Origin of the sequence: Methylomonas koyamae, from assembly GCF_001644025.1 — a bacterium.
Classification (GTDB): domain Bacteria; phylum Pseudomonadota; class Gammaproteobacteria; order Methylococcales; family Methylomonadaceae; genus Methylomonas; species Methylomonas koyamae_A.
Genome location: NZ_LUUK01000226.1, coordinates 28,715 through 53,190, shown reverse-complemented (window position 1 = coordinate 53,190; position 24,476 = coordinate 28,715). Strand labels below are relative to the sequence as shown.

Below are 24,476 nucleotides of genomic sequence, written 5' to 3'. Positions count from 1 at the left end.
CCGAGAAGCGGGTTCCGTTAGCGGTACTTGTCCATGGCGGCCAGTTGCTGTAGCGCGGCCTGGATTTTGGTCGTTGCGGCTTCGTCCAGTTCGTTGTTTTTATAGACTTTGTCGAGCAAGCCTTCCTCAACCAGCGCATCCTTGATCCAGCGTTTGGCAAAGGCATAGTTGCCGGAAATTTTCGCGACTTCGCCTGTTTTCGGATTTTTGACGCTGTCGGCAGTGGCGGTCGGTGCGGCGGCTTGGGCTGGCGCGGCCGGCTTGGCGGCGGTTTTGCGGGTGGAAGGGCGGGGTGTCGCGGGTTTTTCGGTGGGGACTGGCGGGGGGCTTATCGCTTCGGCTTGACTGGCCTTCGGTTCCGGTGCCGGCGTTATCGCCGCTTCCGGTTTGGCGGCGCTCGGCTTGGGTTTTTTATCGCCCATGACCACAAAGACGACATAAGCGACAAATATCGTGGTCGCGATGAATAACAGTTCGGCCATAACCCTTCCCCTTTGTAAATATTATTTTTTGGTTTAAGAACAATGTGATGACAATTGTAGACGCCGGCCGCGAATATACCAGAGGCGGGCGAAGCGGTAAATACGGGCGATTTTCCCGGCGGGTAACTCGGCTTATTTCACCGGCGTTTGACCGGTGTGGCCGTTCAGCAAGATCGCGATCGACACTTTATGGCTATCCAGAAGATTGATGTCGGGCTTGCCGAAGGCGTAGCCCTGGCCGAAATTGACGCCGATTTCCTTGAGCTTGAGCGCGGTGCTGGCCGATTCGACGAATTCCGCGATGGTTTTTTTGCCCAATTTGGCGGCGATTTCGACCATGGATTTCACCAAAATCTGATCGGTTTCGTTTTCCAGAAGGTTTCGGATGAACTGGCCGTCGATTTTGACGTAATCGACCGGAAAGGTTTTCAGGTAATTGAACGAACAAAAGCCGGCGCCGAAATCGTCGAGGGCGAACTTGCAACCCAGCGCCCGAATTTTGTTGATCATGTGGCGGGTTTTTTCGAAATTGTCGACGGCGGCGGTTTCGGTAATCTCGAAGGTCAGGCGGCCGGCTTCCACCCAGGTCAATTCCAGCTTGTCCCGTATCGTCGGCAGCAGATCGGGATACTGGAAGGCGGTACTGGACAGATTGATCGCCAGCGACACGTAAGACATGTAAGACGGCATCGCCGCCAAAAAATCGATGGCGTGTTCGACGACCCACAGGTCGATCGCGTGGATCAAGCCGGTGCGCTCGGCGACCGGGATAAACTGATCCGGCGTGATCACTTCGTTGTTTTCGCCGCGCATGCGCAGCAACACCTCGTAGTGGGAGATATTGCCGTCGCATAACTGAACGACCGGTTGAAAAACCAGAAACAGGTTGTTTTCGCGCAAGGCCTTGCGAATCAGCGGTACCCAATAGATGTCGCGGCGGCGTTCCTTGACCGAAATATCTTCGCTGTTGTAAAGGCAGACCTTGTCTCGGCCACTGTTTTTAGCATAGTTGCAGGCCTGGCGGGCGTGCAGAATCATCTCGCCGGGATGCACGGCGGCGACCGAATTATCGAGTGCGGCAATGCCGATCGAAACCGATGCGCTGTAACAAACTTCGCCGGTAAAAAATCGGAAATTGTCGACCGCGTTCTTGATCGTCTCGGCGAACACTCTGGCTTGTTTTTGGGTTTTGTTTTCCAGGAACAGACAGAATTCGTCGGCGCCGATGCGGGCGAACAAACTGCCCGGTGGCGCCATTTTCCGGACCAGTATGGTCAATTCGACCAACAGACGGTCGCCGACTTCGAAACCCTCCAGCTCGTTGATCAAGCTAAAGCGATCGACATCGATAAACAGCAGGGCGCCGTCTTTCTGCAGTTTATTGCTGCGGTTCAGGATTAAACGCAGTTGCCGTTCGAAACTGCTCCGGTTAAACAAACCGGTCAATTCGTCGTGGGCGACCAAAAACTTCAATTTGGCGTCGATGATGCTTTTGGCGGCCAGTTCGTTGATCAATTGTTCTTCCTGCTTGAAGCGCAGTAAACGCTCCTGATGCAGGCTAAGCAGAAAGCGGACCGCCAGCAACAATTCCTGGGTGTTGAATGGATTGTTGATTTTGTACACCAGGCAGTTTTCGTACTCCTGAGGGCATGGTGATGCACTGCAGTCGGGGTTTTCGTCGTCCAGGATCACGACCGGTATCACCGACGCTTCGTTGGCATTGGCCAAGCTGTGACAGAGATCCGCGGTTTTACAGGCCGGCAATTTGGCGTTCAGCACGATCAGGCCGACGGCTTGCGGCTGGTCGTGGAAGGGTTTGAGAATCTGGTAAATTTGTTCGCCGTTGCTGGCCGAACGGAGGTTTCCGAAGCCTTTGGCCTTGAGGGTGGCGGCGATTTTTTGGGCGGAAACCTCGTCATGCTCGGCAATGATGATAAGTTTTTCCTTGAGCGCGTCACTGGCAATCATCTGTCCATACCGTCCAGGTATTGAAAAAATCTTGAACCATCATAAACCATAGCGTGCGCAGGAATCCAGCAGGGTGAGGATTGAAAAATTATATAAATGGTCTAGGTTTAAACTGAGTGCTTAAAGTCATTTCTATAAAGCTGCGGTTTAGTATAGGTTAAATTTTCATTCCAATAATCCAGATGCAACTTTCTTCGTCGTTGGGTTTAAGCGTTTCGGATTTACTTCGAGGCGACATTCAGTTGGTTTCGCCCCCCAATGTTTATTTTCTGCTTAAAAAAATCATAGACGATCCGCAAAAATCGGCTAGCGATGCGGCCTTCGTTATCGAAGACGACGCGGCTCTGGCGTTGAAGGTTTTGAAGATCGTCAATAGCGCGTTTTACGGGTTTCCGTCGCAAGTCAGTTCGATCGCCAAGGCGATTTCGCTGATCGGCATGCGCGAATTGCAGAACTTGGTGTTGGCGATGGTGGTGGTCGAGCGGTTCTCGGAACTGCCGGGGCAATTGTTGTCGATGCACGACTATTGGGCGCGCAATTTACGTTGCGCGCTGCTGGCGAGAGCGCTCGACAAACTGCTGGGAAAGCGTTACGCCGATACCGCCTTCGTGTGCGGATTGGTCCACAACATCGGCCAACTGGTGTTCTACCGACGAATTCCGGTGCTGGCGCGGGAAGTCGATTTGTTGCTGCAGTCGCAAGCCCAACCGGAAAGCGACGACGAAGTGCGCATCGAGCAAAGCGTCATTGGCTTCGATCATTTCCAAGTTGGCGCCGAGCTTTGCCGGCTTTGGAAGCTGCCCGAAGTCATCGTCGAAAGCGTCAGGCTGCATTGCTATCCGGACACACTGGCACCCTGCGCCGACATTGCCGCCATCGTCAGACTGGCGAATCTGCTGTGCCGAATCGAGAATCCCTACGATGCTTTTACTATCGACGCTCTGGGCTTGACGCCCGATCAGCTCAGTGTCGTGTTGGACGACATCAGCATGGAATTCGAAGGCATTTTTAAATTGTTCTATTCCTAAACCTGAAGCGGGCTATCCGAGGTTGCCGCCTTCGGATTTTCCTTCGCCGGGGCCGGCGAGTTTCAGGTTGCAGCGTCGCTATGCCCAGCTTTTCGGTTTCGCTTGGCGGCTGAATCCGGTTATTATCGGGTTTTGGCCGATTTCGAGGGAAATCCATGATGGCTGCGTCAAACAAACTTCGCCGCGCTGGGTTTTGGTGCGCTTGCTTGCTGATGTTGCGGATGATACCCGCGCATGCCGCCGAAACCCGGCCGCCGGCCTGGCCGGAATTTGTCGAAGGCTTTATTGCCGGCTACTTTGAGCAGCAACCCACCTTCGCCGCCGAGGCCGGCCGCCACGAATTCGACGGTCGCTTGCCGGATTGGAGTCCGCAAGGTTTGCGCGATACCGAACGCTGGCTGGAAGCGCAGCGGATGTTGGCGCTGGCCTATCCGGACCAAGCCTTGACGCCGGCGCAACGTTTCGAGCGCGACTATTTGCTAGCGACCGTGGCCAAGGAATTGTTCTGGCGGCAAGTCGCGCGGCGGCCGTTCAAAAGCCCGCAGTTTTATGCCGGCGCCTTGGACCCGAATCTTTACATCAGCCGGCCTTATGCACCGTTGGCCGAGCGGATGCGGGCGTTCATCGCCTATGCCGGCAACGTGCCGCGCGCTGCGGCGCAGATTCGTGCCAATCTGGAACTGCCGCTGCCGCGCACCTACCTCGACATCGGCAAGACCGTGTTTGGCGGCCTGGCCAAGTTTTACGAAGCCGAGGCCAAGGTCGCGTTTGCCGACGTTGCCGATCCGGAATTGCAACGGGCGTTTGTAGAAAAAGTCGGCCCGGCGGCACAGGCGCTACGCGAGTTGGTGGATTGGCTGGAGCAGCAAAGGCCAACGGCGACCGACGCATTCGCGTTGGGAGCGGAAACCTTCAGCCGGATGCTGGCCGATACCGAAACCGTCGAGCTGCCGTTGCCGAAGCTGGAGCAAATGGGCCGCGCCGATTTGCATCGCAATCTGAAAGCATTGGCGCAAGCCTGCCGCCGGTTCGCACCGGCCGCAACCACGGCGGATTGCGTGGCGCGGGCCGAGGCGCATAAGCCGGCGGCCGGTCCGGTCCCCGCCGCCGGCGAGCAACTCAAGCACTTGAAAGCCTTCGTCGCCGAGCGGCAATTGCTGACGATTCCGAGTGACGAAGAAGCAAGCGTCGCGCCGTCGCCGCCTTATGCGCGCTGGAATTTGGCTTACATCGACATTCCGGGACCCTACGAGCACGGCCTGCCGTCGGTGTATTACGTTGCGCCGCCCGATCCGGCCTGGAGCGCGGCTGAGCAGGCCGCCTATCTGCCCGGCCAAGCCAATTTGCTGTTCGTGTCGGCGCACGAGGTCTGGCCCGGCCATTTTCTGCAATTTCTGCACGCCCACCGAGCCGGCTCCAAGTTTGGTCAACTGTTCGGCAGTTACGCTTTTTCGGAAGGCTGGGCGCATTACGCCGAGGAATTGATGTGGGAAGCCGGCCTGAACGACGGCGATCCGGAAACCCATATCGGCCAGTTGGTCAACGCCTTGCTGCGCGACGTGCGTTTTCTGGCCGCGATTGGACTACATACCCAAGGCTGGAGCGTCGAACAGGCCGAACAAATGTTCCGGGAACAGGCCTTTCGCGATCCGGGCAACGCCCGCCAACAGGCCGCGCGCGGCACCTTCGATCCGGCCTATCTGAACTACACGCTGGGGAAATTGCTGATCCGACAACTGCGCGACGACTGGAGCGCCCGGCGCGGCGGCCGGGCCGCCTGGCGGCAATTCCACGATACTTTTCTGTCCTACGGTTCGCCGCCGATTCCGTTGGTCGCGAAGGCGATGTTGGCGGACGAGGGGCGCTAACAGAGGCCGGAAATGGGGTACGTCCGGCGCGGATCGGCGGAAGGCCGGCACTCCGATGCGGTAAAGTCGAGGACTAAGCGTTGGTCCCAAGCACGGCCGAAGGGCGAACAGATAAACCGTCCATGGTTCGACAGGCTCACCTCGAACGGTTTACGAGTTACCACGAACGTTTACGAGCTACCGCGAACGGTATTTGAGGGCCGATTTAATAATTAATGGCTTTGCCCTTGCGACGGCAGTTTTTACAACAAAGTCGCCGGTCCAGCCGCCGGCGCACGGTTTCGGCGCGCTGCCGATCGCGGCTGAAACCGCGCCTACGCCGATGCGTTTTATTCCGCGCGGCGAAAATCCCGTCATGATCGTTAGGCTATGCCGGTAGGCGGTGGCGGACCTCAAATTGTGTATCGGTTTCGCTGCACCGCACGGGATTTTCGGCCGTTGCCACATTCCGCCGAGTCGTCGGCACGGTCGGGTGATTCGACTGTATCCGTCGCCCCCAACAGTGCCTGGACCTTTTTTGCGAGATCAACAAGGCGGTGGCTTCGACCAAGGCTTTGTCCTTCCGGTTCTTGGAAGGATTCATTTTTTGATCTCAAATTTAAATGCGGTTGAAAATTTGAGGCGACAACTATTCTGACGCGGGCGGTCAGTTGAACAGCCTGTCCCACATCGCATCGACCTTTTTAATGACGTCCTCGCGCATCACGATAGGCCTGCCCCATTCGCGCTGGGTTTCGCCGGGCCATTTGTTGGTGGCGTCGAAGCCGACTTTCGAGCCTAGACCGGACACTGGCGACGCAAAATCCAGATAATCGATCGGCGTGTTTTCCAGGATCGTCAAATCGCGGGCAGGGTCCATGCGGGTGGTGATGGCCCAAATCACGTCTTGCCAGTTGCGCACATCGACGTCGTCGTCAACCACGATGACGAACTTGGTGTACATGAATTGCCGCAGGTAGGACCAGGTGCCGAGCATGACCCGCTTGGCGTGGCCGGCGTATTGCTTCTTCATGCTGATCACCGCCATCCGGTACGAGCAGCCTTCCGGCGGCAGGTAGAAATCGACGATTTCCGGAAACTGCTTTTGCAATATCGGCACGAACACTTCGTTCAAGGCCACGCCGAGAATCGCCGGTTCGTCGGGCGGCCGGCCGGTGTAGGTGCTGTGGTAGATCGGCACTTGGCGCTGGGTGATGCGCTCGATGGTGAACACCGGGAACTCGTCGACTTCGTTGTAATAACCGGTGTGGTCGCCGTAGGGGCCTTCCGGCGCGGTTTCGCCGGGATAGATAAAACCTTCCAGCACGATTTCGGCGCTGGCCGGCACTTGCAAATCGTTGCTCAGGCATTTGGCGACTTCGGTTTTGGCGCCGCGCAATAGTCCTGCGAACGCGTATTCGGACAAGGGGTCCGGCACCGGCGTCACCGCCGCCAGTATCGTCGCCGGATCGGCGCCTAAGGCCACCACGACCGGGAACGGTTCGCCGGGGCGTTGTTGTTGCCATTCCCGAAAATCCAGGGCGCCGCCGCGATGCGCCAGCCAGCGCATGATGACCTTGTTTTTGGCTATCACCTGCTGGCGGTAGATGCCCAGATTCTGGCGTTCCTTGTTCGGCCCCTTGGTAATCACCAGCGGCCAGGTAATCAACGGCGCGGCGTCTTCCGGCCAGCAGGTCTGGATCGGATAATCGGCCAAGTCAATCTCGGCGCCGATGCGGATCACTTCCTGACAGGGCGGATTGCTGACGACTTTGGGTGCCATGTTCAGCACCTGCTTGAACACTGGCAGTTTTTCCAGGGCGTCTCTCATGCCCTTGGGCGGCTCGGGCTCTTTCAAGTAAGCCAGCAGTTCGCCGATGCCGCGCAATTCCGAAATATCGCTGGCGCCCATGCCCATCGCCACCCGCTTGGTGGTGCCGAACAGATTGCCGAGCACGGCGATATTGGAACCTTTGACGTTTTCGAACAGCAAGGCCGGACCGCCTTGCTTCAAGACCCGGTCGCAGATCACCGTCATTTCCAGATAGGGATCGACCTCGATTTTGATGCGTTTCAGTTCGCCTTGTTTTTCCAGTTGAGCGATAAAGTCTCTTAAGTCTTTGTATTTCATCGGATGGTGGGTGGTCGGTGGGGCAGGGTACGGCAGGTCTTAAGACCGAACGGCCGGCGGTTCCGGGCTAATCGGCGACAAGTTTGCCCGCTTTGCCGGGGGAATTGCAAGGCGAGCCAGGCGCTCGAACGGCGAGCGCTTAAATTCGGTCGGCGTCGTTAGGCTTCTGAGCGGATAGCCGGGTACCGAACAGGTAGTCGCACCCCGGCCAGGTCACGCACCAGTTGCCGGGTTTGTTTAAGGTATGGTGGTCGTAGTGCCAGCTTAAATGGCGCCGGCCCCAAGCCGGGTCTAAATGGGCCTTGCGGTGGCGGGTGTAATAAATCAGTAGCGAAAAATACAGGCCGCACGGAAAGCCGGGCCAGATCGCCAGTAACGGCGCGTGTAGCGCGGCGATGCCCGCCAATACCGCCAGTTCCTTGGTCTGAGCGTTCCATGCGTTCAAGCGGATTTTCGCGTAACCCGGATCGTACATCGCGTGTTCGGCGCAGGTCGCGTGGTGCCCGTGCCAGTGATAGGCCCAAAAGCTGTTTTGGCGCTTGCCCAGGCCGTGCAGAATAAATTTATGCATCAACCATTCGCCGAGATTGGCGTAACAGAGCGCTAGAACAAACTGGACGGCAAACATCATCGGTAATCCTGTTTGATTGGGGGAACACGCTTTGGAGGCGACTGTGGCGACTTGGACTGGCGTGTCGATGTTCGGTTTCTTGTCGGCTCGACGCCCCCTCATCAGGCTCGGTTATGTATGGCGGCGCGGCCTGTTGAAGGCTGAGCGTATTGTAACTATTCAGCGCGAAGTAAAAACGCCCTCTCCCGGCGGAACGGGGGATGAATTCCTCAATGTCAGCTATGCCGTTCGCTGAGCGGCGTCGAAGCGAAATCGCTGGCTTCGGCTCCGCTCAGCCAACGCCTCATTTCGGCTCAGCCAGCACCTTATTTCGGTTCGGCCAACGCCTTATTTCGGCTGGGCCAAAGCCTCATTTCAGCTCCGTTCAGCCAGCGGCTTACATTGACTGCAACCGTTTAACTTGGCGCCGTTGGTCATCACTTCCCCCCAAAACGCCTATGACTAGTTACAGCGTATTTATATAAAAAAGCTATCGACTCTATAAAAACAATCGATTTTATTTATATAAAAATCTTCTCCAGAATAGCGACCAAGCCGGACGAACCGGGCGAGACATCGCCGCCGGCCTTATCAAACACCTATCAGGAGAACAGCCATGAACACCAGCAAAACCATTAAAATCGCCGCCGTTATCGCCACCGTATTGATGGCCGCCAACGTACGCGCGCACGGCGACCGAATTGAAGCCAATAGCGGGGAAGCCAAAACCGCTATCGCCGAAGTGGTCTACGACAATCCGGCCTATAGCCGGGGCATACACAGCTACCCGAACCCGATCGCGGAGCATCCGATGGGCAAAGCGCGGGCGATCTACGTCGATAAAGCATACGGCCAAGCTATTTATAGCTATCCGGGCAACTGGCGGTAATCGCAACAGCGCCGGGCGGCGCTTAATGGGCAATGCGGTAAAGCTGTCCGGCGCGCTCCAGGATGGCGGTGAGGTCTTCGGCCGGCATCGGTTTGCCGAACAAGTAACCTTGGGCTTCGTCGCAATCGTTTTGCATCAGGTATTGGGCTTGTTGCTCGGTCTCCACGCCTTCGGCGATGACCTTGAACTTGAGGATGCGGGCGATCGAAATAATCACCAGCACGATGGCGGCCGCGTCGGCGTCGTGCATGATGTTGGCGACGAAGGAGCGGTCGATTTTCAGCTTGTCGAAGGCAAAATGCTTCAGTTGGTTCAAGCTGGAATAGCCGGTGCCGAAGTCGTCTATCGAGATTTGCATGCCGGCTTCGCGCAGTTGCGCCAGAATCTCGCGCTTTTTTTCCGGGTGGCGGATGAACAGACTCTCGGTCAATTCCAACTCGACGTATTGTGGCGGCAGGCCGGTATCGGCGACGATCGCGGTCACCTGATCGGCGAAACCCTCGTGATCCAACTGGCGTGCCGAGACGTTGACGGCAACGCTGAACGGCGGATAGCCGGTTTGCTGCCACAAACGGTTTTGCCGGCAGGCTTCGCGCAATACCCAGGCGCCTATCGTTTCGATCAGACCGATTTCCTCGGCCACCGGGATGAAGGCATCCGGCGGCACCAAGCCTAGTGTCGGATGCTGCCAGCGGATCAACGCTTCGGCACCGATGATGCGGCCGGAATTCAGATCGATTTGTGGTTGGTAGTGCAGAAAGAATTCGTCGCGTTGCAAGGCCCGGCGCAAATCGCTTTCCAACCGCAGTTTCGACGATACCGCGAATTCCATGCTGTCTTCGTAAAAACAAAAAGTGTTGCCCTGTTCCTTGGCGCGGTACATCGCGGTGTCGGCGTGTTTGATCAACAAACCGCTGTCGATGCCGTCGGCCGGAAACAAGGAGATACCGATGCTGCAACTGATATAGAACTCTTGCTCCATCAGCAGGAAGGGCTTGGCGATGGTGTTGCAGATTTTGTCGGCGACCGCCGCCGCGACCTGGGCGTTGCCGATTTTTTCCAACAGTAGAATGAATTCGTCGCCGCCGAAGCGGGATACCATGTCTTCCTTGCGCACGCAGCTCTGGATGCGCTCGGCGGCGGCTTTCAACAATTGGTCGCCGACATCGTGGCCCATCGTGTCGTTGGTGAGCTTGAAGCGGTCCAAATCCAGAAATAACACCGCGTGCAATTGCGGGTGGATGCCGTCGGCCTGGATAACCGCGTTCAGTTTGTCCATGAACTGGGCACGGTTGGCCAGATTGGTCAATGGGTCGTGATAAGCCAGGCGGTTCAGCGTGCGTTGGCTGCGGCTGGCATCCAGCAAGTGGGCGATGCGTTTACGCAACACCGTGAAATGGATCGGCTTGGGAATGTAGTCGTTGGCGCCTATCGAGAAGGCCAACTCCACCGAATGTTCGTTTTCCAGCGCGGTGATCATCAAAATCGGCACTTCGGCGCCGTTCGGCAGCGCCCGGATTTTTTGGCAGGCTTCGAAGCCGTCCATCTCCGGCATTAGCGCATCCATCAGGATCAGATCGGCCATTTGCTGTTGACAAAGAGCGACGGCTTGCTGACCGGTGCCGGCTAGATCGACGATGTAGCCGTCCTTTTCCAGAATATCCTGCAACGCAAAGCGCATCGCGCGGTCGTCGTCGGCTACCAGAATGCGCGGACCTTGCGGCGCGGGCGCGGCGTCGGCGATCGTTTCGGTGCCGATTTCGCGTAGCAGCAATTGTTCGATGAATTGATATTCCTTGCGCAATTGGCGTAGCAGCGCTTCGCTGTTTTCAAGGCTATGCTGCTCTCCGGCATCTTCCAGCTGCTTGGCGACGGCCGCCAGCTTATCGGCGCCGAGGTTGCGGCTGGCGCCTTTCAGGCTATGGGCGAGTTCGCGAACCTGTCGTACGTCGTTGGTCGTCAAGGCCAAAGCCAATTGTTGGATTTGGACCGGCGAATCTTCCAGATAAAACCGAACCATCCGCTCGAAACCTTGACCGATTTCGTCGCGCAATTGGCGCAAGACCTGGTCGTCCAAGGTGTTGGGCGTCGCGTTGGCGCGGATATTGGGCGTCGCCGCGACAGGGGCGTTCTCCAGCCAGTGCAGCAGCTTTTCGCGCAACGGCGCCAATTTGATCGGCTTGGCCAGGTAATCGTCCATACCGGCGGCCTGGCACAAGTCGCTGTCGCCTTGTCGGGCGTTGGCGGTCATCGCCACGATCGGAATGCGCGCCAACGGCTCCGGCAACAGCCGGATGCGGCGAGTGGCTTCGAAACCGTCCATGTTCGGCATGTGGCAATCCATCAAGACCAGGTCGAAGGGTTTGCGCGCCAGCCATTCCAAGGCTTCGCTGCCGGACGCGGCGATTTCGTACGCGCAGCCCAGCCGCTCCAGCATGCCGGCCGCCACCATCTGACTGGCGCGGTTATCCTCGACGATCAGGATTACGCGGCCCAACTCGGCCGAGTACGGCGTTTCGGCGATGGCTTCGACCGGTGCGGACTCCCGGTAATCCTGGCCGACGGTCAGGATGAAGTCGTATAACTTGGATACCTGTACTGGTTTGGTCAGATTGGCGGCCACGTTGGGCAGGCGGGACTGGCCGGCGGTGTTGCCCGGATTGGACAGCAGGATGATTTTCAGGTCGGCCAGCGCCGGATCGTGAGCGATCAAATCCAGCCAACTCAGGTCGCCGGCGTCTTTCAGATCGACGATCGCGAATTGGTACGCCTGGTCCTGTTCGCGCGCCGAGCGCAGCATGTCGACCGCGCGAATGCCGTATTCGCTGTGGCGGTAATGGATTTGCCAATGTTCCAGGGTCTGGGTCAGGAATTGGCGCATCTTGGCGTTTTCGGAAATTACTAGGACGCGCAAATTGGCGAAATAAGCCTGGCGGGCTTCCGACAATGCTTGAGTGCCGCGAGGCGCCTCGAAGGGCACGGTAAACCAGAAGGTGCTGCCGCCGCCGGGCTGACTGACGACGCCGATCTTGCCGCCCATCAGATTGACCAGTTGCCGACAGATCGCCAGGCCCAGGCCGGCGCCTTCGTGGTGGCGAGTGCTGGAGCCGTCGGCCTGTACAAAGGCGTCGAAGATGGTTAACTGGGCGGCGGCGGAAATGCCGATGCCGGTGTCGCTGACCTCGAAGCGCAGCAGATGCAGGTCGGCGCTGGCGCTTTCCACGCTCACCCGAATCGAGATTGCGCCTTGCTCGGTAAATTTCAGCGCGTTCCCGACCAGATTGATCAGCACTTGCCGGACCCTGGAGGCCTCGCCGTTCATCACCAACGGGATTTCGTCGGCGACGGCGTAATGGAGTTGCAGGTTTTTGCGGTGAGCTTGGCCGGCCATCAATTCGACGACTTCGTCCAACGTTTCGTAAAGTACGAAATCCACCGGCTGGCGCTTCAACATGCCGGCTTCGATCCGGGAAAAGTCGAGGATGTCCTCGATCAATTTCAACAATGCTTCGCCGGCGTTGCGGGCGATCATAGAATATTCGAGTTGCTTGGGCGTCAGGCCCATGTCCTGCAATAGTTCCAACATGCCCAGCACCGCGTTCAGCGGCGTGCGCAATTCGTGGCTGACGTTGGCGGCGAATTCGCCCTTCAATCTCGCCGATTCCAGCGCGGTGTCGCGGGCGCGTTCCAACTGCTTTTCGCGAGTTTCCAGCACTTCCATCATCGTATTGAAGGCGCTACCCATATCGGTGATGTCGCGCGGGCCCTGCAATTTGGCTCTGACGTTTTTCGCGCCGGCCGATGCCTTGCCCATTTGCTTGGCCAGCAGTTGAATCGGCAGGGTCAGGCGGCGGGTCATCGCCAGCAGGAACAAGAAGAACAGCATGGCCGCGCCGCCCGAGACCAGCAGCGTCGCCCACAGTATCTGTTTTTTCATCACGTTTAGCGACTGCTTGCCCTGGGCTAGGCGCACGTAACCGATCAACTCCGGTTCGGCTTGGGCCTCGAACGGCGACGCGTCCTGGTCGCCGCCGCGCGCGAACACCGGCGCCGCGAAATACCAGGCTTGATCGGTTTCCTGGATCAGACGCAGGTCGTCCGGCCAGCCGGACGCGGCCCCGCCGTCGGGCTGAGTGGTGTCGCCGCGCTCGAACAAGGCTTGGTGGGCGGTGTTGAAAATCGCAACCCCGCGTACGTCCGGGAAGGACAGAAATCGCCGGGCCGGCTCCTCGGCGTTTTCCTTGCTGGCGTAGAGCAAGGCCAGCGCGCTTTGGGCGGCGAAGGCTTCGGTGGATTGTCGGCCCTGGGCGATCCATTGATCGCGGACGATGCGATAGGACAGTGTCGAAATGCCGAACGAGGACAGCAGCGAGATCACCAATAAACCGACGCTGAAGGTGACCGTCAGTTGTTGTAAAAAACTCGCGCCCCGCAGGCGTGGCCTGGATCGCTGCTTCATTCAGGCTCAGGGGGTTGGGAAAACCATGGCGAATTCGCGGCGGGTCTGACTGGAAAAACGCAGGCCTAAATGTTCGGCGGTCCGTAAGTTGACGGCGACCAGCAAATCCCTCAGCAATTTGACCGACTCGAATTTGCCGCCGGGCCTGGCTTGTTGCAAGGCCAAGCTGGCCAAGCTGCGGCCCATGCCGAAATTGTCCGGATACAACGAAAACAACGCGCCTTTGCGGACATGGTCGAGATTGCTGGAGAACACCACGAAGTTTTTCTCCCAGGCTTCCCGGAGCACTTCGGGCAACAGCGATTGTTCGTCCATCGCCGCGTTTTCGCGCGGTAGCCACAACGCGATCGAGTTGTCTTTGATTTCCAGCAGGATCTGCCGGAACAGGTCCGAGGAATCGCGTAGGTTGCCGGTCGGTTGGGCCGTCAGGATCAAGTCCCTCTCCTTGGCGGCACGTTCGGCGTGTTCGATTTCCCAGGCGGTTTGGCGGGGATCGTAAATCACGGTGACTTTTTTGATGTCCGGCACCAATTTTTTCAGATGGTCGAACATCGCTTCCGGGGCCGGCGTCAGACTGATGCCGGCCAAGCCTTGCGGTACCTCGTCCGGGCGGATCATGGTCGCGCCGATCACGACCGGAAAAGCCGCCGAGAGCGGCCTGGCCACAGCCAGTCCGGCGCGACCCAGCGTGACGACCACGTCGATCCGGTCGTTTTTCAGGGCGCCGATCAAGCGGTCGGCGGCGGTCGAGTCGCGGTCGTTGAGCAAATAGTGGCCGACCGGTTTGCCCAGTTCCTCCTCCATGCCGCGGGCGATTTCCAAAAACACCGAGCGGTAAGGTTCGCGGACATCCGGATAAACGATTGCTACTGTCGGCGTATCGGCTCGCACGATACCGGCCATCGCCGACAAAAAGACTGCCAATAGCAGCGTGAAAATCAAACGACCGAACAAAATAACTCCTGAATAATGCATGAATGAGCCAGTCGCGGCGACAATTCGTCGGCTAAAAGTTAACGCTGATTTCCCCGTAAAAACTGCGGGTCGCCAGCGGCAAATCGTTGGGGATGGCGGTCGGGCTGCCAACCAAGCTGGGTTCGCGGGCGCTGACGTCGAACAGGTTGCGAACCGAGAACGCCACTTCGACATGTTTGGCCAGATTTTGCCGGCGTAGGGTCAAGTCGACCCAAGTATAGTCGGCTACCGGCTCGCGTGCGTCGCCGTAGCTGCGTTCGCGGCCGACTATCCACTTGGCTTGCGGGCTGAGCGACCAGTCAGGCAGGAATTCCCAATTGGCGCGCAAATAAATCTGGTGATGCGGCGCATAGCCGGCATCGTGATTCAGCGCTTCGTCGCGGCTGCGTTGGTAGGCGTAATTGCCGATCAGTTTCAGATTGTCGGCGGCCTGCCATTCCGCTTCGAACTCGGTGCCGTAACCTTGTTGTGTGCCTGTGTTCCGAGCGGTGGACGTCGTCGAACCGCTGTCCGGCACGAAGCGGATAATATCCTTCCACCAATAGTTGAAGAAGTTCAAGCCCAGGCGCAGGCTGTCGGTCGGCCGGTAGTCGAAACCCAGCTCGACGTTTTCCATCGTTTCCGGCTTCAAGCGCGGATTGCCGAGCTGCGCCGGGTTGTTGATGATGTACATCTCCTGAAACGACGGCGCGCGGAACGCCGAGCCGTACATCAACTTGGCGGTCAGGTTGTAGTCGGCCTCCCAGATCAACGCGGCGCGCGGATTGAAGGTGTTGCCGAAATCCGAATAGCGGTCGTAGCGGGCGCCGGCGGTCAGCGTCCAGTCGTTGGCGAAATTCCACTGATCCTGCAAAAACAAATAGGCGACCTTGCGGTCGACTTCCGGGATAAAGGTTGACGCGGTGCCCGAAACATCGGTGAGCGGAATGCCCGGTAGCGACGGAATCGGCAGGCCGGTGGTCGGGTCGATACCGAAATTCTGACTGACTTTGGCCCGGAACAGACTGTCGTAATTGAAGCCGATACCGCTGCGCAATAAATGTTGCTGAAAACCGGTGTAAGCAATCGATTGGTTGATGCGAATATGGCGTTCCCAGACTTCCGGGTTGCCGATATAGCCGTTCGGGAAGGTCACCGGCGCGCCGAGGCCGATCTGGCCGTTGCCGCCGATCGGCAACGTGGTGCCGGGCGGAAACAGTGTCAAATTGCGTTCTATTTCCTGGGTGGTTTCGAAATAACTGGCTTGGGTGGTCAGATCCCAGTTATCGATATCGTCGTTATGGTAGGTGACGTCGGCATTCCAGCGGTCGCTGGCGTAGCGGTTGATCGGGTCCAGCGCCTGAGCGACGCCCGAGCCGTTACCGAAATCGCCGCGATGTTGCAGGCCGCCGCGAAACCGCCAATGACCGCGCGATAAATCGATGCGGGCGTCGAGGTTGTCGCGCGACAGATTGAGCGGTCCCGGTGCCAACGAGGCTTTCGGCCCCAGGCCCAGACTGTCGAAATAGCTTTGCAGGTCGGCATCGACGATCGAATCCTGGCCGGCGGTCTTGTGGTATTCCAGCGCCAACGCCACGTCGAAGCCGGCCCATTCGCCGCCGTGCAGCGCCCAGCCGTCGTACGTGTCGAAGCTGCCGACCCGGCCGCCCACCTCTGTGCCCTCGATGTCTTGCCGAGTTTTGGTGATGACGTTGATGACGCCGGCGAAGGCGTCGGCGCCGTACACCGCCGAGCCGGGACCGCGCACCACTTCGATCCGGGCGACATCGCGCAGCGGCATGCCGCCCCAGGCCTCGCCTCGGCTGCCGGTATAGGAATTGGTAATCGGGATGCCGTTGACCATCATCAGCACTTGCTGATTGAACTGCGAAAAAATGCCGCGAAAGGTGTAAATCGGGTTGTAGCCTATGGTGTTGCGCTCCACATGCAAGCCGGGAACCGTTTCCAACGCCTCGTCGATATCGGTCGCGCCAATCGACTTGATGTCTTCCGCGGTGATGACCGTCGCGATTGACGGCGCTTTGGAAATCGGCTGTTTGTAGCCGCTGGCGATGCTGACCATTTCTTCGCCGCCGTAGATTTGCGATAGGGCTTTTTCTTCTTCCTCGGTCGAAACCGGTTGCGCCGAGGGGCTTGCGCTGACGCAAACCGCGGCGAGGAAGAACAGGCGGCGATGCATGGTGGGCTCCTGAATGGATGTCTTGTCTTGATGGCGAAGCTCGGGTCACCGATGGGCCGGGCCGGTTGCGGAGCATACCAAGCCCGGACCATCGATTGCCAGAGATAATTGAAGCGCAGTTTAGTCGGGCTTTGCGGGATGCCAAGTGCGGCGAGGCGATCCGTCGTAAACAATGCCGTCGCACGGCGTAGGGTAGAGCGTGCCGGCCGGGCGTTCGCTGGCTTCGATATAACCCGGCGGCATTCCGGCCAGAAATACCGGAAAGATGAACAAATACAGCTCGCGCGCGCTCATGCCCAGGTCGCTGCCCAAGGCGGCGACCAGCGCGGCGTAATTCATTTTCATCCGCCAGCGGCCGTTCAACAACATTTGCTCGACCGCCAAGGCCAACTTTAGATAAGGGCCTTGGTCCAGGCCCAATGCCTTCGCCAAATCCAACAACGGACCGATGCGTTCGTCGCCGTTGACTAGCGGCCTGCCGTAACCGCCGATGCCGCGGTGGGTGGCCAGTTCCTCGCGAATACAGGTTTCCAGATCGCCGCCTTGTTCGAGTTGGCGTAACGCGCGGCTGAAAAAGTCGATCGATCGTACGAAAATGCCGCCGCCGTATATTTCCGCTTCCGATACCGCCAGGGCCGCCGCCAGACCCAGCGTCCCGGTGCTGCGGGTACTGCCGGCCAAGGCCGCGACCCGATTGTTCCACAGCCGGACGTCGGGATAACTGGTGTAAATCCAGATCGCGTGCAGCAATTTCAGTTGGGCTGGGTCGAAGTGGCGGCCGGTGATGCCGAACACGTACAATTCCAACCAGTCCATGTCTTTTAATTCACTCAGCAAATCGCGGCCGCGAAACACCACGTGGCTGCCGGGGTAAAACTTGCCCATCCGGCTTTTCAAGACGCCGACGTGGCGGTCGAGTAATTTTGCGCCCCTCATGCCGCTTGCTCCACCGGTGGCGTTTCCAATTCGACGACGCCGAACGGAAATTTCTTGTAACCCAGCGGCCGTTGTTCCAAGGCATGCGCCGCCGCGCCCGGCAGACGCAACAGCAGATACAGCATTTCGCTTTGTTCCGGGTCAAAACCCAAATCCGCTAGCGCCGCCGCCGCGACGCCGGACAGTGCCAACGGCCGGCCGGCCAGTGCTTGCAGCGCCGCCAGGTTTTCGATCAGCCAAGGCAGGCGCGGCCCAACGCCGTATTCCGCCAGGCAGTCCAGGGTTTGCCGTACCGGTAGCGAGGTGCCGGCGCCATGATCGTCGAACCCGGACGGATGCTCGATCGCCGGCCAGACACTGCCCGGATCGGCGGTCAGCGACTCGGTCAGCCAACGCCGCCAGGCGTTCAAATCGGTGCCGCAGCGCAGCCAGCCGTTCGCCGCGTTGTAGACTTCGCGAGCGCCGCCGGCCTGACCGGCGCCGACCGCCAACGCCGCCATCAACGACGAGGCGGCCGGCGAGCCGCACACGCCGCCGCACATGGCCGCATGCACGGCCGGGTCGCGCGGTCCCGGATTCGCCAGCGCCAGCGCCAAGCTGTCCAATAGGGCGGATTGTTCGGCGCTCGGCGCTTCCGGCATGAACAGCATATACAAGAGATCGGTCCAGCGGGCCTGGCCCAGCATTTCCCCGTAAACGTCGTAGCCTCGGCAATAGGCGGTTCGGGTGGCGAAACGGTTGTCGGACTCGGCTTCTTCCCGCCAGATGCGGGTGCGTATCGTCGGGATGGTTTGATCGGCGCTCATAATGCCTCCTAGGGTAAACAAACTAAACTGATGCCGCCGTCGACGACGATTTCTTCGCCGACGACATAGGCCGAATCGTCGGACGCCAAAAACAACGCGACCTTGGCGACTTCCTCCGGCGCGCCGAAGCGCTTGATCGGCGAACGGCCCTCGATATCGGTTTTGATGGCTTGAAACACGTCGCCGGGTAACGGCAGGCGGTTGAAGCCTTCGGTATCGATAGGGCCGGGGTTGATCGCGTTGACCCGTATGCCTTGTCCTATCAAGGTCAATCCCAACGATTGCACCATCGAACGCAAGGCCGCCTTGCTGGCGGCGTACACGCTGAAATTGGGGGTGCCGCTACGGTTGGTGATCGACGTGGTGACGATGATGGAGGCGCCGGGTTTGAGCATCGGCAAGGCTTTTTGGATCGTAAAAAACACGCCCTTGAAATTGACCCGCATGATGCGGTCGAATTGGTCTTCGGTGGTCAGTTCCAACGGTGTCGGTTCGGCGATGCCGGCGTTCAGAAACAGAATGTCCAAAGTTTGAAAATGTTGGCCGACCTGTTCCAGCAGGGCTTCGATGTCGTTCAGACAACCGGCCTCGCTGACGAGGGCCAGCGTGTCGTCGCCCAACTGTTGGCGGGCGGTTTCCAAGCGTTCCGGGTCCCGTCCGGTGATCGCCAGCCGGGCACCCTCGGCGAGGAATAGTTTGGCGCTGGCCAGGCCGATGCCGCTGGAGCCGCCGGTAATCAACGCGGTTTTACCGCTGAGTTTGTTCATGAAGTCGCCCCGCTTATAAGGTGTTGGTCAGGACGCGCATCCGCACGTTCATCGGCGGCTCTTCGTCGGGATCGATCAGCACGTCAAGCAGGGTCGGCCCCTTGCGTGCGCAGATCGCGGCGATATTCAGATTGGTCAAGTCGTGCGGCGAGCGGATCGTGTAGGCGTCGGCGCCGAGGGCGCGGGCCAGGGCCGCGAAGTCGCTGGGCGGCAAATCGCAACCGATTTGTTCGGCCCCGGCCAAGCGCTGGCCGTGTCTGACCATGCCTAGCGACTGGTCGTTGAGCACAATAAACACCACCGCCAGACGCTCGGCGACCGCGACCGAAATTTCCTGACCGTTCATCAACATGCTGCCGTCGCCGGTGATGCAGACTACCGGCTGACGGCGGTTGGCGATCGCGGTGCCGATCGCGCCGCCGATCGCCCAACCCATCGCCGCGAAATTCATCGTTACCCGCAGCCAGCCGCCGTCGGTGCGGCGCAGGCCCGGCGTGATCTTGCGGCCGCCGCCGCCCAATCGGCGTTCGCCGACCCGTCGGTCGATGCCGGGGTGCAGATAATGTACGGCCCACGACACGCTATTGCCGGTGTCGGCCAAAAAGCGGGTGGTCGGCGGAAACAGTTGGCCCAATTCGCGCATCAAGCGCTGCGGTTTCAGCGGCGTGGCATCGCTTTGATATTTTTCCGGCGCGCTTAACAGTTGGTGGGGATCGTGTTGGTCGACCTTGTGTTCGCGGGAGGCGCGCTGCCGGGCATATTCGAAATTGTCGGTTTTTTGCTGGTGATGCAGGTGCTCGACCAGCCGGCTGAACACCGACAAGATCCGGCCGCGCACGTGCAGGCGGGCCATCGGCGTACGCGACAGGTTTTCCTCGGACTCGTCGATATGAACCAAGCGCTCGTTGAGCAGGCTGTCGCTCCAGCCGCCGCTGTTCCACTCGCCCATGTTGGCGCCGATGGCTAGGATCAAATCGACTGCTTTGTCTCGCAGCGCGGCGTCGGCGGTTTCGTGACCGCCGAAACCGAACACGCCCCGGAACAACGGATGGCGTGGATTGACCAGGCCTTTGCCGTCGGGCGTGGTGACTAGCGGCGTGCCTTTCAGCGCGGCGAATTGCAGAATCGAACCGATCGCTTCGCCGCAGCCGCCGCCGATCAGCAGAACGACGTTTTGGGCCTCGGCCAGCATGTCGCGCAATTCGGTGATGGCGTCGTCGTCCACCATCGACGACGGCGCCAGCAGTTGCTCCAGGTTGTAGGACGGTGTGCCGCGGCTGCAGGGGCTGCGGAACACATCCACCGGCACGGTCAGATGCGACGGTCCGCGCGGGGCACGAATCGCCCGTTGCAGCGCGGTCACCAGTTTGGTTTCCAATTGCTTGGGGTGGGAGACCAACGAGTTGTATAGCGTGCAATGCCGGAACATGCCCAGCGTGTTGATGCCGGTGCACGAGGATTCTTGCAAGGGGTATTTGCCGAACGCCGGCAGGGCCGGTTGGCCGGTAATGACCAACATCGGAATGTTGTTGTCGTAAGCGCAGGCCACGCCGGTAATCAGGTTGGTGGCGCCGGGACCCGATGTGGAGCAGCAGACGCCGATTTTGCCGGTTTCCCGAGCGTAGCCGTCGGCCATGAAGGCGGCGCCGGCTTCGTGGCGGGCCAGCACGTGACGGATACCGCCGCGCCGGCTGCTACGGGCGATGGCGTTGTAGAGCGGCTCGATGGCGCCGCCGGGCACGCCGAAAACGTATTCGACCCCCATCTGTTCCAGATAGGCGACCAGCAGATCGGCGATGTCCGCCGGCTGCGAATGTCTGGGGTCGGCGATGTCGTCGATTAGGTCTGTATGGTGATGAATCAGGGAGATTTGCGCGCTCATGGTTACCCCGCGAGGTTAAACAATACCGGGTTATCGATAGCCGAATGGTTCGGGTGCCGGAACAGCGCCGCCGCGCTGCTTGCGGCAGGGTTGGCCGAACTTGGCCGGTGCGGTTCCGAAGAGAAAGTGTAGAGGAGCAATTTCCGCCGGTAGCGCGGGGGAATCGGGAGCGTTTCCAAATCGGGAGGGATTTTACGCGTGGCGGATGGTGGCGCGGCCGGATTGGCGGCTAAGCTTGGCCGGGGTACGCTTTATTCCAAGGCCACTCGGGTTTTCTGTATCTTTTTGAGAAAATCGGCAAGCGTTGTCGCTCTGTTGCAAGCTCGATTGATCGCGAGGCGCCGACGGGCATTTAGGCGCTGGAAGGACAAGTCCAATCTGTGAAGAGGCTAACAAACGAATTTGCCTTGCCCGCGATTTGATGGAAGCGACGGCTGAGAAATGCCCGCCTTCAGGCTAACGGATTTGCGAAGTGGATCGCAAATTCATCGGAGTCGCCAGATGCCGATTGCGGCGAACAGGCCGGGCTGGCGAGTGCCGGCGTTGACGGCTGGCGACCAAGCGTTACCGAAACAGCCAAATCGCCAACCAGGGCACTACCAGAATCGCCAAGCCGGTTTGCCAGGTTGCTAAGGATGCGTTGGGCGGCGGCGGTTCCAGACGGTCGGCATCGGGGCTGCTGGGAATAAAGGCCAGTATGAGGGCGACCAGCAGCATGAACGGCGGCGCAAACAAAAATCCCAGTAAAATGCCCCACGCCGACGAGCCCAGATCGCGAGCGCGTTTGATCATCGCCGCGATTCCGAACAGACCGAGACCTCCGACCAAGGCCCAATAAAAACCGTTGCGGATGTCGTCGGACCACTGCTCCGGCCGCAGTTCCAGCATGTAGATCACCAGCGCGGCATTCAAAAGACTGGGCAGGCCCAGGGCGATAAAGCGGGAGCGGTCGTAACGAAGCATGTTCGCGGGTATTCCGAAAGGTGGCGCAAGTTGGGATTTTAACGCATTCGGATTGACGCGCGCCCGTTCTTACGAACGGCGGCCGGCCGCGCTAGCTTGAATATTAGGTACTTTACGTCGCCCGGAGCGTAGAATGCGACCCTCCTATATCAATAAAAGTCGGGGGTTGGACATGAAGAACATAACATTAGCGCTGGTTTTGTCGGTCGTCGCAAGCCAGGCGTTTGCCGATGTCCCGCTGCAATCCGGCGACGAAGTACAAGGCAGTTGGAAACTGGAATACACCAAAAAATCGGCGGCGACTCAAGAAACCATCAAGCGGGAAGACACGTGGACCTTTGGCGCCGGCAAGGTCACGATCACCCATATCCCGCGCGAAGGCAGCTATTACGACCAATCGCCGGTCAATTACGAAGTGGAAAACGGTAAATTGAAAATTTCCTTGCTGGGCCGGTCGGATAAATTCGATATCTTCTCGCTGGTCGAAAAGGACGATAAGACGATGACGTTAAAAGGCAAGTTTGGGGATATTTACCACTTTAACAAGAAATAGACTGATTGAATGGTAGGGCGGCTTTGCAGTGGCAGGCCGCCTCACTTTATTTGGAGTTGTGGAGGGTACGCGCCGCGTACCATTTTCAGATCATACAAGGGCGGATGCCAAGAGGCGATCCGCCTGTAGGCTTCCGCCGTACGGACTTACGAAAATACCAATTCCGGCAAAAAAATAGTAACGATGTTAACAAAAGCAGTGCCGAACTCGGAATAGGCACTTCGCTGACAGTAATGTGATATTCGAGAGCGTTAAAGGCGAATCCATGAACAAATAATCTAGTAGATAACCCCGCCTCCGAATTGAATATCCCTTCGAAAATAGTGTCATCGGCTAATAACTTTTGGTTGAGCAATTCCCAATCCCCAAGCAAGATATTGTCTGGATCGCGGTTTTGAAAAATAGCAATATAAACTTCTTCTAAATCAGCGAGTTCTCTATTCAGTGTTAATTTAATTTTAAACGTTCCTGACAGATTGCTACCCAGATCATACGGCAAAAATTGAGGAACATTGAATTGCCCCCAATCAAAGACGCCGGCCGGATTTGGCGCTAACGATGCTTCAACGTCCAATGGGGTTTTTTGGGTTCCGGCGGGTGCGGATTGGTAAAAAATACTTGAACTCGTTGCTCCGTACCCATTTGAACCATAAAAGGCCCGATAAGAGCCAAGACTCTGGCATTCTCCACCAATCAAACACCAGGTAAATGGAGTGCTATCCACCCATACGATGCTAGTGATGGGCTTGGTTAGATCGTAAATAGGAGCCCAAAAGAATGATGCATTGGCAGTTTTGCAAGCGCCAAGAAGCACTAGTAAACCAAACAACTTTGTGAGTCCATACAGTTTTTCGAGAAAAAACATAACAATTCCTCCTTTATTTTTGCCGAATAATTTGTGCGCCCCTGCTTGCAGCATATTGATTTAACTTGTCGACGGCGGTCAAAAGCAGGTGAGTTTTCTTGGAAAAATGGATATTTTTAAGAGTTTAGAGGCGTATGCTGCATCATGGCGTGCCAACTCTGACGGGAAGCTAAACATGCCTTATTCCTATGCTCCCGCGTGGGGTGATGGGTTAAGATTTAAACATCCGAATTCGTTCCCGCAGAAGACTCTATGAACTAGTCTGGCATCGAATAGTGTCAGATGTGTGACGCTTCATTCAACACTTCCGTCGCCCATTGATTCAGGCTTTTGCCTTTCGCTTTGGCGGTTACTAGCGCTGCGGCGTGGATTTCGTGTGGTATGCGCAGCATCAGTTTGCCGCTAGCCGGTTTTTCCGGCGGTTTGCCGATGCGGGCGCAAGTTTCCAGATAATCGTCCACCGCTTCCTCGAAAGCGCTGCGCAATTCGGTCACAGTATCGGCATGAAAGCCGATGACATCTTGAATGCCCAGCAAGCGCCCAACCAACAAGTTGTTTCTGTCGTCGAAATCGATGCGGGCGGTATAGCCTTTGTAAGTCATGCTGTTCATGCTCTGACTCCAATAATTGCCGTACCCTTGGATTTGCGCGTTTATTGGTCTATCGATAAGTCCGAATTTTTGAAATCGCGGCGTTTATGAACCACTGTGACAACATAGGCTTGATTAAACTTAATTTGGTAAATGATTCTCCAAGAATGCACGCCGATTTCCCTTAATTCCTGTTGTTCAAACTCGGGCACTTTTTTACCGAGGTAAGGAGACACCAGCAGGCTGTCGGTTTTTTGTATCAATTCCCGGATGATGCGTTTGGCAGTAAGCGGTGAATCCTGCGCGATGTAATCATGAATGGCTTTGAGGTCTGTTCTGGCGCGAGGCGTCCAAATTACCATTGCTCGATTTCGCGTAGCAAGATCTCGCTGCTAATGCCCTTGCCGTGCTCTACATCTTCTAGCCCCTGATATATTTTGTTCAGAACGTAGAGCCGATACACGATTTCTTCAAAATCTACCGTGTCTGGCAATAGATTGATGGCGGCGATGGCTTCTTGCTTGGCGGTTTGACAGTGCGACATAT

Annotated in this window: 20 protein-coding genes; 4 read left to right on the top strand and 16 right to left on the bottom strand. The window is 58.0% G+C overall.

Annotated features, from left to right (window positions below; translation table 11 throughout):
• Positions 1 to 17 precede the first annotated feature (17 nt).
• Together A1355_RS22995 and A1355_RS22990 are read right to left on the bottom strand one after the other, a co-directional pair.
• On the bottom strand, positions 18 to 482 hold the full coding sequence (locus A1355_RS22995; protein ID WP_064031612.1) for a hypothetical protein: 465 nt from the start codon (positions 480 to 482) through the stop codon (positions 18 to 20).
• A 132-nt stretch (positions 483 to 614) separates the two neighbouring features.
• Positions 615 to 2,450 carry an EAL domain-containing protein gene (locus A1355_RS22990; RefSeq protein ID WP_064031611.1) on the bottom strand — a complete coding sequence of 612 codons (1,836 nt, stop codon included), beginning with the start codon at positions 2,448 to 2,450 and terminating at the stop codon, positions 615 to 617.
• A gap of 182 nt (positions 2,451 to 2,632) precedes the next feature.
• Here A1355_RS22990 and A1355_RS22985 point away from each other — a divergent pair, with 182 nt between their 5' ends.
• Positions 2,633 to 3,478 (top strand): HDOD domain-containing protein, encoded by an 846-nt coding sequence (locus A1355_RS22985; protein ID WP_064031610.1) that lies wholly within the window; start codon positions 2,633 to 2,635, stop codon positions 3,476 to 3,478.
• 155 nt (positions 3,479 to 3,633) lie between these two features.
• Positions 3,634 to 5,346, top strand: a complete 1,713-nt coding sequence (locus A1355_RS22980; protein ID WP_197471890.1) for a DUF885 domain-containing protein — start codon at positions 3,634 to 3,636, stop codon at positions 5,344 to 5,346.
• Between the two features lie 646 nt (positions 5,347 to 5,992).
• Here the strand turns inward: A1355_RS22980 and ubiD are convergent.
• Both ubiD and A1355_RS22965 read right to left on the bottom strand, forming a co-directional pair.
• Positions 5,993 to 7,456 (bottom strand): 4-hydroxy-3-polyprenylbenzoate decarboxylase, encoded by a 1,464-nt coding sequence (ubiD, locus tag A1355_RS22970; protein WP_064031608.1) that lies wholly within the window; start codon positions 7,454 to 7,456, stop codon positions 5,993 to 5,995.
• A 139-nt stretch (positions 7,457 to 7,595) separates the two neighbouring features.
• Positions 7,596 to 8,087, bottom strand: coding sequence for a sterol desaturase family protein (locus tag A1355_RS22965; protein ID WP_064031607.1), 492 nt, complete (start codon positions 8,085 to 8,087; stop codon positions 7,596 to 7,598).
• 595 nt (positions 8,088 to 8,682) lie between these two features.
• Between A1355_RS22965 and A1355_RS22960 the strand changes: the two genes are divergently transcribed.
• The gene (locus tag A1355_RS22960) at positions 8,683 to 8,955 is read left to right on the top strand and encodes a hypothetical protein (RefSeq protein ID WP_064031606.1); all 273 of its coding nucleotides are present in this window, start codon (positions 8,683 to 8,685) and stop codon (positions 8,953 to 8,955) included.
• Positions 8,956 to 8,977: 22 nt separating this feature from the next.
• On the opposite strand, the gene A1355_RS22955 is transcribed toward A1355_RS22960, so the two are convergent.
• From A1355_RS22955 to A1355_RS22920, 8 genes are all read right to left on the bottom strand, one after another.
• Positions 8,978 to 13,414 (bottom strand): EAL domain-containing protein, encoded by a 4,437-nt coding sequence (locus A1355_RS22955; RefSeq protein WP_064031605.1) that lies wholly within the window; start codon positions 13,412 to 13,414, stop codon positions 8,978 to 8,980.
• 6 nt (positions 13,415 to 13,420) lie between these two features.
• Positions 13,421 to 14,368, bottom strand: a complete 948-nt coding sequence (locus tag A1355_RS22950; protein ID WP_064031635.1) for an ABC transporter substrate-binding protein — start codon at positions 14,366 to 14,368, stop codon at positions 13,421 to 13,423.
• A gap of 52 nt (positions 14,369 to 14,420) precedes the next feature.
• A complete protein-coding gene (locus A1355_RS22945) occupies positions 14,421 to 16,568 on the bottom strand; it encodes a TonB-dependent receptor plug domain-containing protein (protein ID WP_064031604.1) in 2,148 nt (715 codons plus the stop codon).
• A gap of 120 nt (positions 16,569 to 16,688) precedes the next feature.
• Positions 16,689 to 17,504, bottom strand: a complete 816-nt coding sequence (locus A1355_RS22940; RefSeq protein ID WP_064031603.1) for a hypothetical protein — start codon at positions 17,502 to 17,504, stop codon at positions 16,689 to 16,691.
• Positions 17,501 to 18,310, bottom strand: a complete 810-nt coding sequence (locus tag A1355_RS22935) for a hypothetical protein (RefSeq protein ID WP_064031602.1) — start codon at positions 18,308 to 18,310, stop codon at positions 17,501 to 17,503. Before A1355_RS22935 ends, A1355_RS22940 begins: the two co-directional genes overlap by 4 nt.
• Positions 18,311 to 18,318: 8 nt before the next feature.
• Positions 18,319 to 19,077: an SDR family oxidoreductase gene (locus A1355_RS22930; RefSeq protein ID WP_064031601.1), complete on the bottom strand. Its 759-nt coding sequence runs from the start codon at positions 19,075 to 19,077 to the stop codon at positions 18,319 to 18,321.
• Positions 19,078 to 19,090: 13 nt separating this feature from the next.
• A complete protein-coding gene (locus A1355_RS22925; protein WP_082885723.1) occupies positions 19,091 to 20,959 on the bottom strand; it encodes a thiamine pyrophosphate-binding protein in 1,869 nt (622 codons plus the stop codon).
• A gap of 564 nt (positions 20,960 to 21,523) precedes the next feature.
• Positions 21,524 to 21,922, bottom strand: coding sequence for a DUF805 domain-containing protein (locus A1355_RS22920; RefSeq protein WP_064031600.1), 399 nt, complete (start codon positions 21,920 to 21,922; stop codon positions 21,524 to 21,526).
• 172 nt (positions 21,923 to 22,094) lie between these two features.
• Between A1355_RS22920 and A1355_RS22915 the strand changes: the two genes are divergently transcribed.
• Positions 22,095 to 22,475 carry a lipocalin family protein gene (locus A1355_RS22915; protein ID WP_064031599.1) on the top strand — a complete coding sequence of 127 codons (381 nt, stop codon included), beginning with the start codon at positions 22,095 to 22,097 and terminating at the stop codon, positions 22,473 to 22,475.
• 85 nt (positions 22,476 to 22,560) lie between these two features.
• Here A1355_RS22915 and A1355_RS22910 read toward each other — a convergent pair whose 3' ends face one another.
• The 4 genes from A1355_RS22910 to A1355_RS22895 form a co-directional block, all read right to left on the bottom strand.
• Positions 22,561 to 23,394 (bottom strand): hypothetical protein, encoded by an 834-nt coding sequence (locus A1355_RS22910; RefSeq protein ID WP_064031598.1) that lies wholly within the window; start codon positions 23,392 to 23,394, stop codon positions 22,561 to 22,563.
• Between the two features lie 224 nt (positions 23,395 to 23,618).
• The gene (locus A1355_RS22905) at positions 23,619 to 23,951 is read right to left on the bottom strand and encodes a type II toxin-antitoxin system HicB family antitoxin (protein ID WP_064031597.1); all 333 of its coding nucleotides are present in this window, start codon (positions 23,949 to 23,951) and stop codon (positions 23,619 to 23,621) included.
• Between the two features lie 41 nt (positions 23,952 to 23,992).
• On the bottom strand, positions 23,993 to 24,292 hold the full coding sequence (locus tag A1355_RS22900; RefSeq protein ID WP_064031596.1) for a type II toxin-antitoxin system RelE/ParE family toxin: 300 nt from the start codon (positions 24,290 to 24,292) through the stop codon (positions 23,993 to 23,995).
• Positions 24,286 to 24,474, bottom strand: coding sequence for a hypothetical protein (locus A1355_RS22895; protein WP_064031595.1), 189 nt, complete (start codon positions 24,472 to 24,474; stop codon positions 24,286 to 24,288). The genes A1355_RS22900 and A1355_RS22895 overlap by 7 nt, the downstream gene beginning before the upstream one ends.
• Between the last annotated feature and the right edge of the window lie 2 nt (positions 24,475 to 24,476).

Bases quoted from the DNA above. Each gene is read 5' to 3' on its own strand.
- ubiD (WP_064031608.1), bottom strand. From the start codon at position 7,456: ATGAAATACAAAGACTTAAGAGACTTTATCGCTCAACTGGAAAAACAA.
- A1355_RS22985 (WP_064031610.1), top strand. From the start codon at position 2,633: ATGCAACTTTCTTCGTCGTTGGGTTTAAGCGTTTCGGATTTACTTCGA.
- A1355_RS22980 (WP_197471890.1), top strand. From the start codon at position 3,634: ATGATGGCTGCGTCAAACAAACTTCGCCGCGCTGGGTTTTGGTGCGCT.
- A1355_RS22930 (WP_064031601.1), bottom strand. From the start codon at position 19,077: ATGAACAAACTCAGCGGTAAAACCGCGTTGATTACCGGCGGCTCCAGC.
- A1355_RS22940 (WP_064031603.1), bottom strand. From the start codon at position 17,504: ATGAGGGGCGCAAAATTACTCGACCGCCACGTCGGCGTCTTGAAAAGC.
- A1355_RS22955 (WP_064031605.1), bottom strand. From the start codon at position 13,414: ATGAAGCAGCGATCCAGGCCACGCCTGCGGGGCGCGAGTTTTTTACAA.
- A1355_RS22990 (WP_064031611.1), bottom strand. From the start codon at position 2,450: ATGATTGCCAGTGACGCGCTCAAGGAAAAACTTATCATCATTGCCGAG.
- A1355_RS22945 (WP_064031604.1), bottom strand. From the start codon at position 16,568: ATGCATCGCCGCCTGTTCTTCCTCGCCGCGGTTTGCGTCAGCGCAAGC.
- A1355_RS22920 (WP_064031600.1), bottom strand. From the start codon at position 21,922: ATGCTTCGTTACGACCGCTCCCGCTTTATCGCCCTGGGCCTGCCCAGT.
- A1355_RS22900 (WP_064031596.1), bottom strand. From the start codon at position 24,292: ATGGTAATTTGGACGCCTCGCGCCAGAACAGACCTCAAAGCCATTCAT.
- A1355_RS22895 (WP_064031595.1), bottom strand. From the start codon at position 24,474: ATGTCGCACTGTCAAACCGCCAAGCAAGAAGCCATCGCCGCCATCAAT.
- A1355_RS22905 (WP_064031597.1), bottom strand. From the start codon at position 23,951: ATGAACAGCATGACTTACAAAGGCTATACCGCCCGCATCGATTTCGAC.
- A1355_RS22925 (WP_082885723.1), bottom strand. From the start codon at position 20,959: ATGAGCGCGCAAATCTCCCTGATTCATCACCATACAGACCTAATCGAC.
- A1355_RS22915 (WP_064031599.1), top strand. From the start codon at position 22,095: ATGAAGAACATAACATTAGCGCTGGTTTTGTCGGTCGTCGCAAGCCAG.
- A1355_RS22910 (WP_064031598.1), bottom strand. From the start codon at position 23,394: ATGCTGCAAGCAGGGGCGCACAAATTATTCGGCAAAAATAAAGGAGGA.
- A1355_RS22935 (WP_064031602.1), bottom strand. From the start codon at position 18,310: ATGAGCGCCGATCAAACCATCCCGACGATACGCACCCGCATCTGGCGG.
- A1355_RS22965 (WP_064031607.1), bottom strand. From the start codon at position 8,087: ATGATGTTTGCCGTCCAGTTTGTTCTAGCGCTCTGTTACGCCAATCTC.
- A1355_RS22960 (WP_064031606.1), top strand. From the start codon at position 8,683: ATGAACACCAGCAAAACCATTAAAATCGCCGCCGTTATCGCCACCGTA.
- A1355_RS22995 (WP_064031612.1), bottom strand. From the start codon at position 482: ATGGCCGAACTGTTATTCATCGCGACCACGATATTTGTCGCTTATGTC.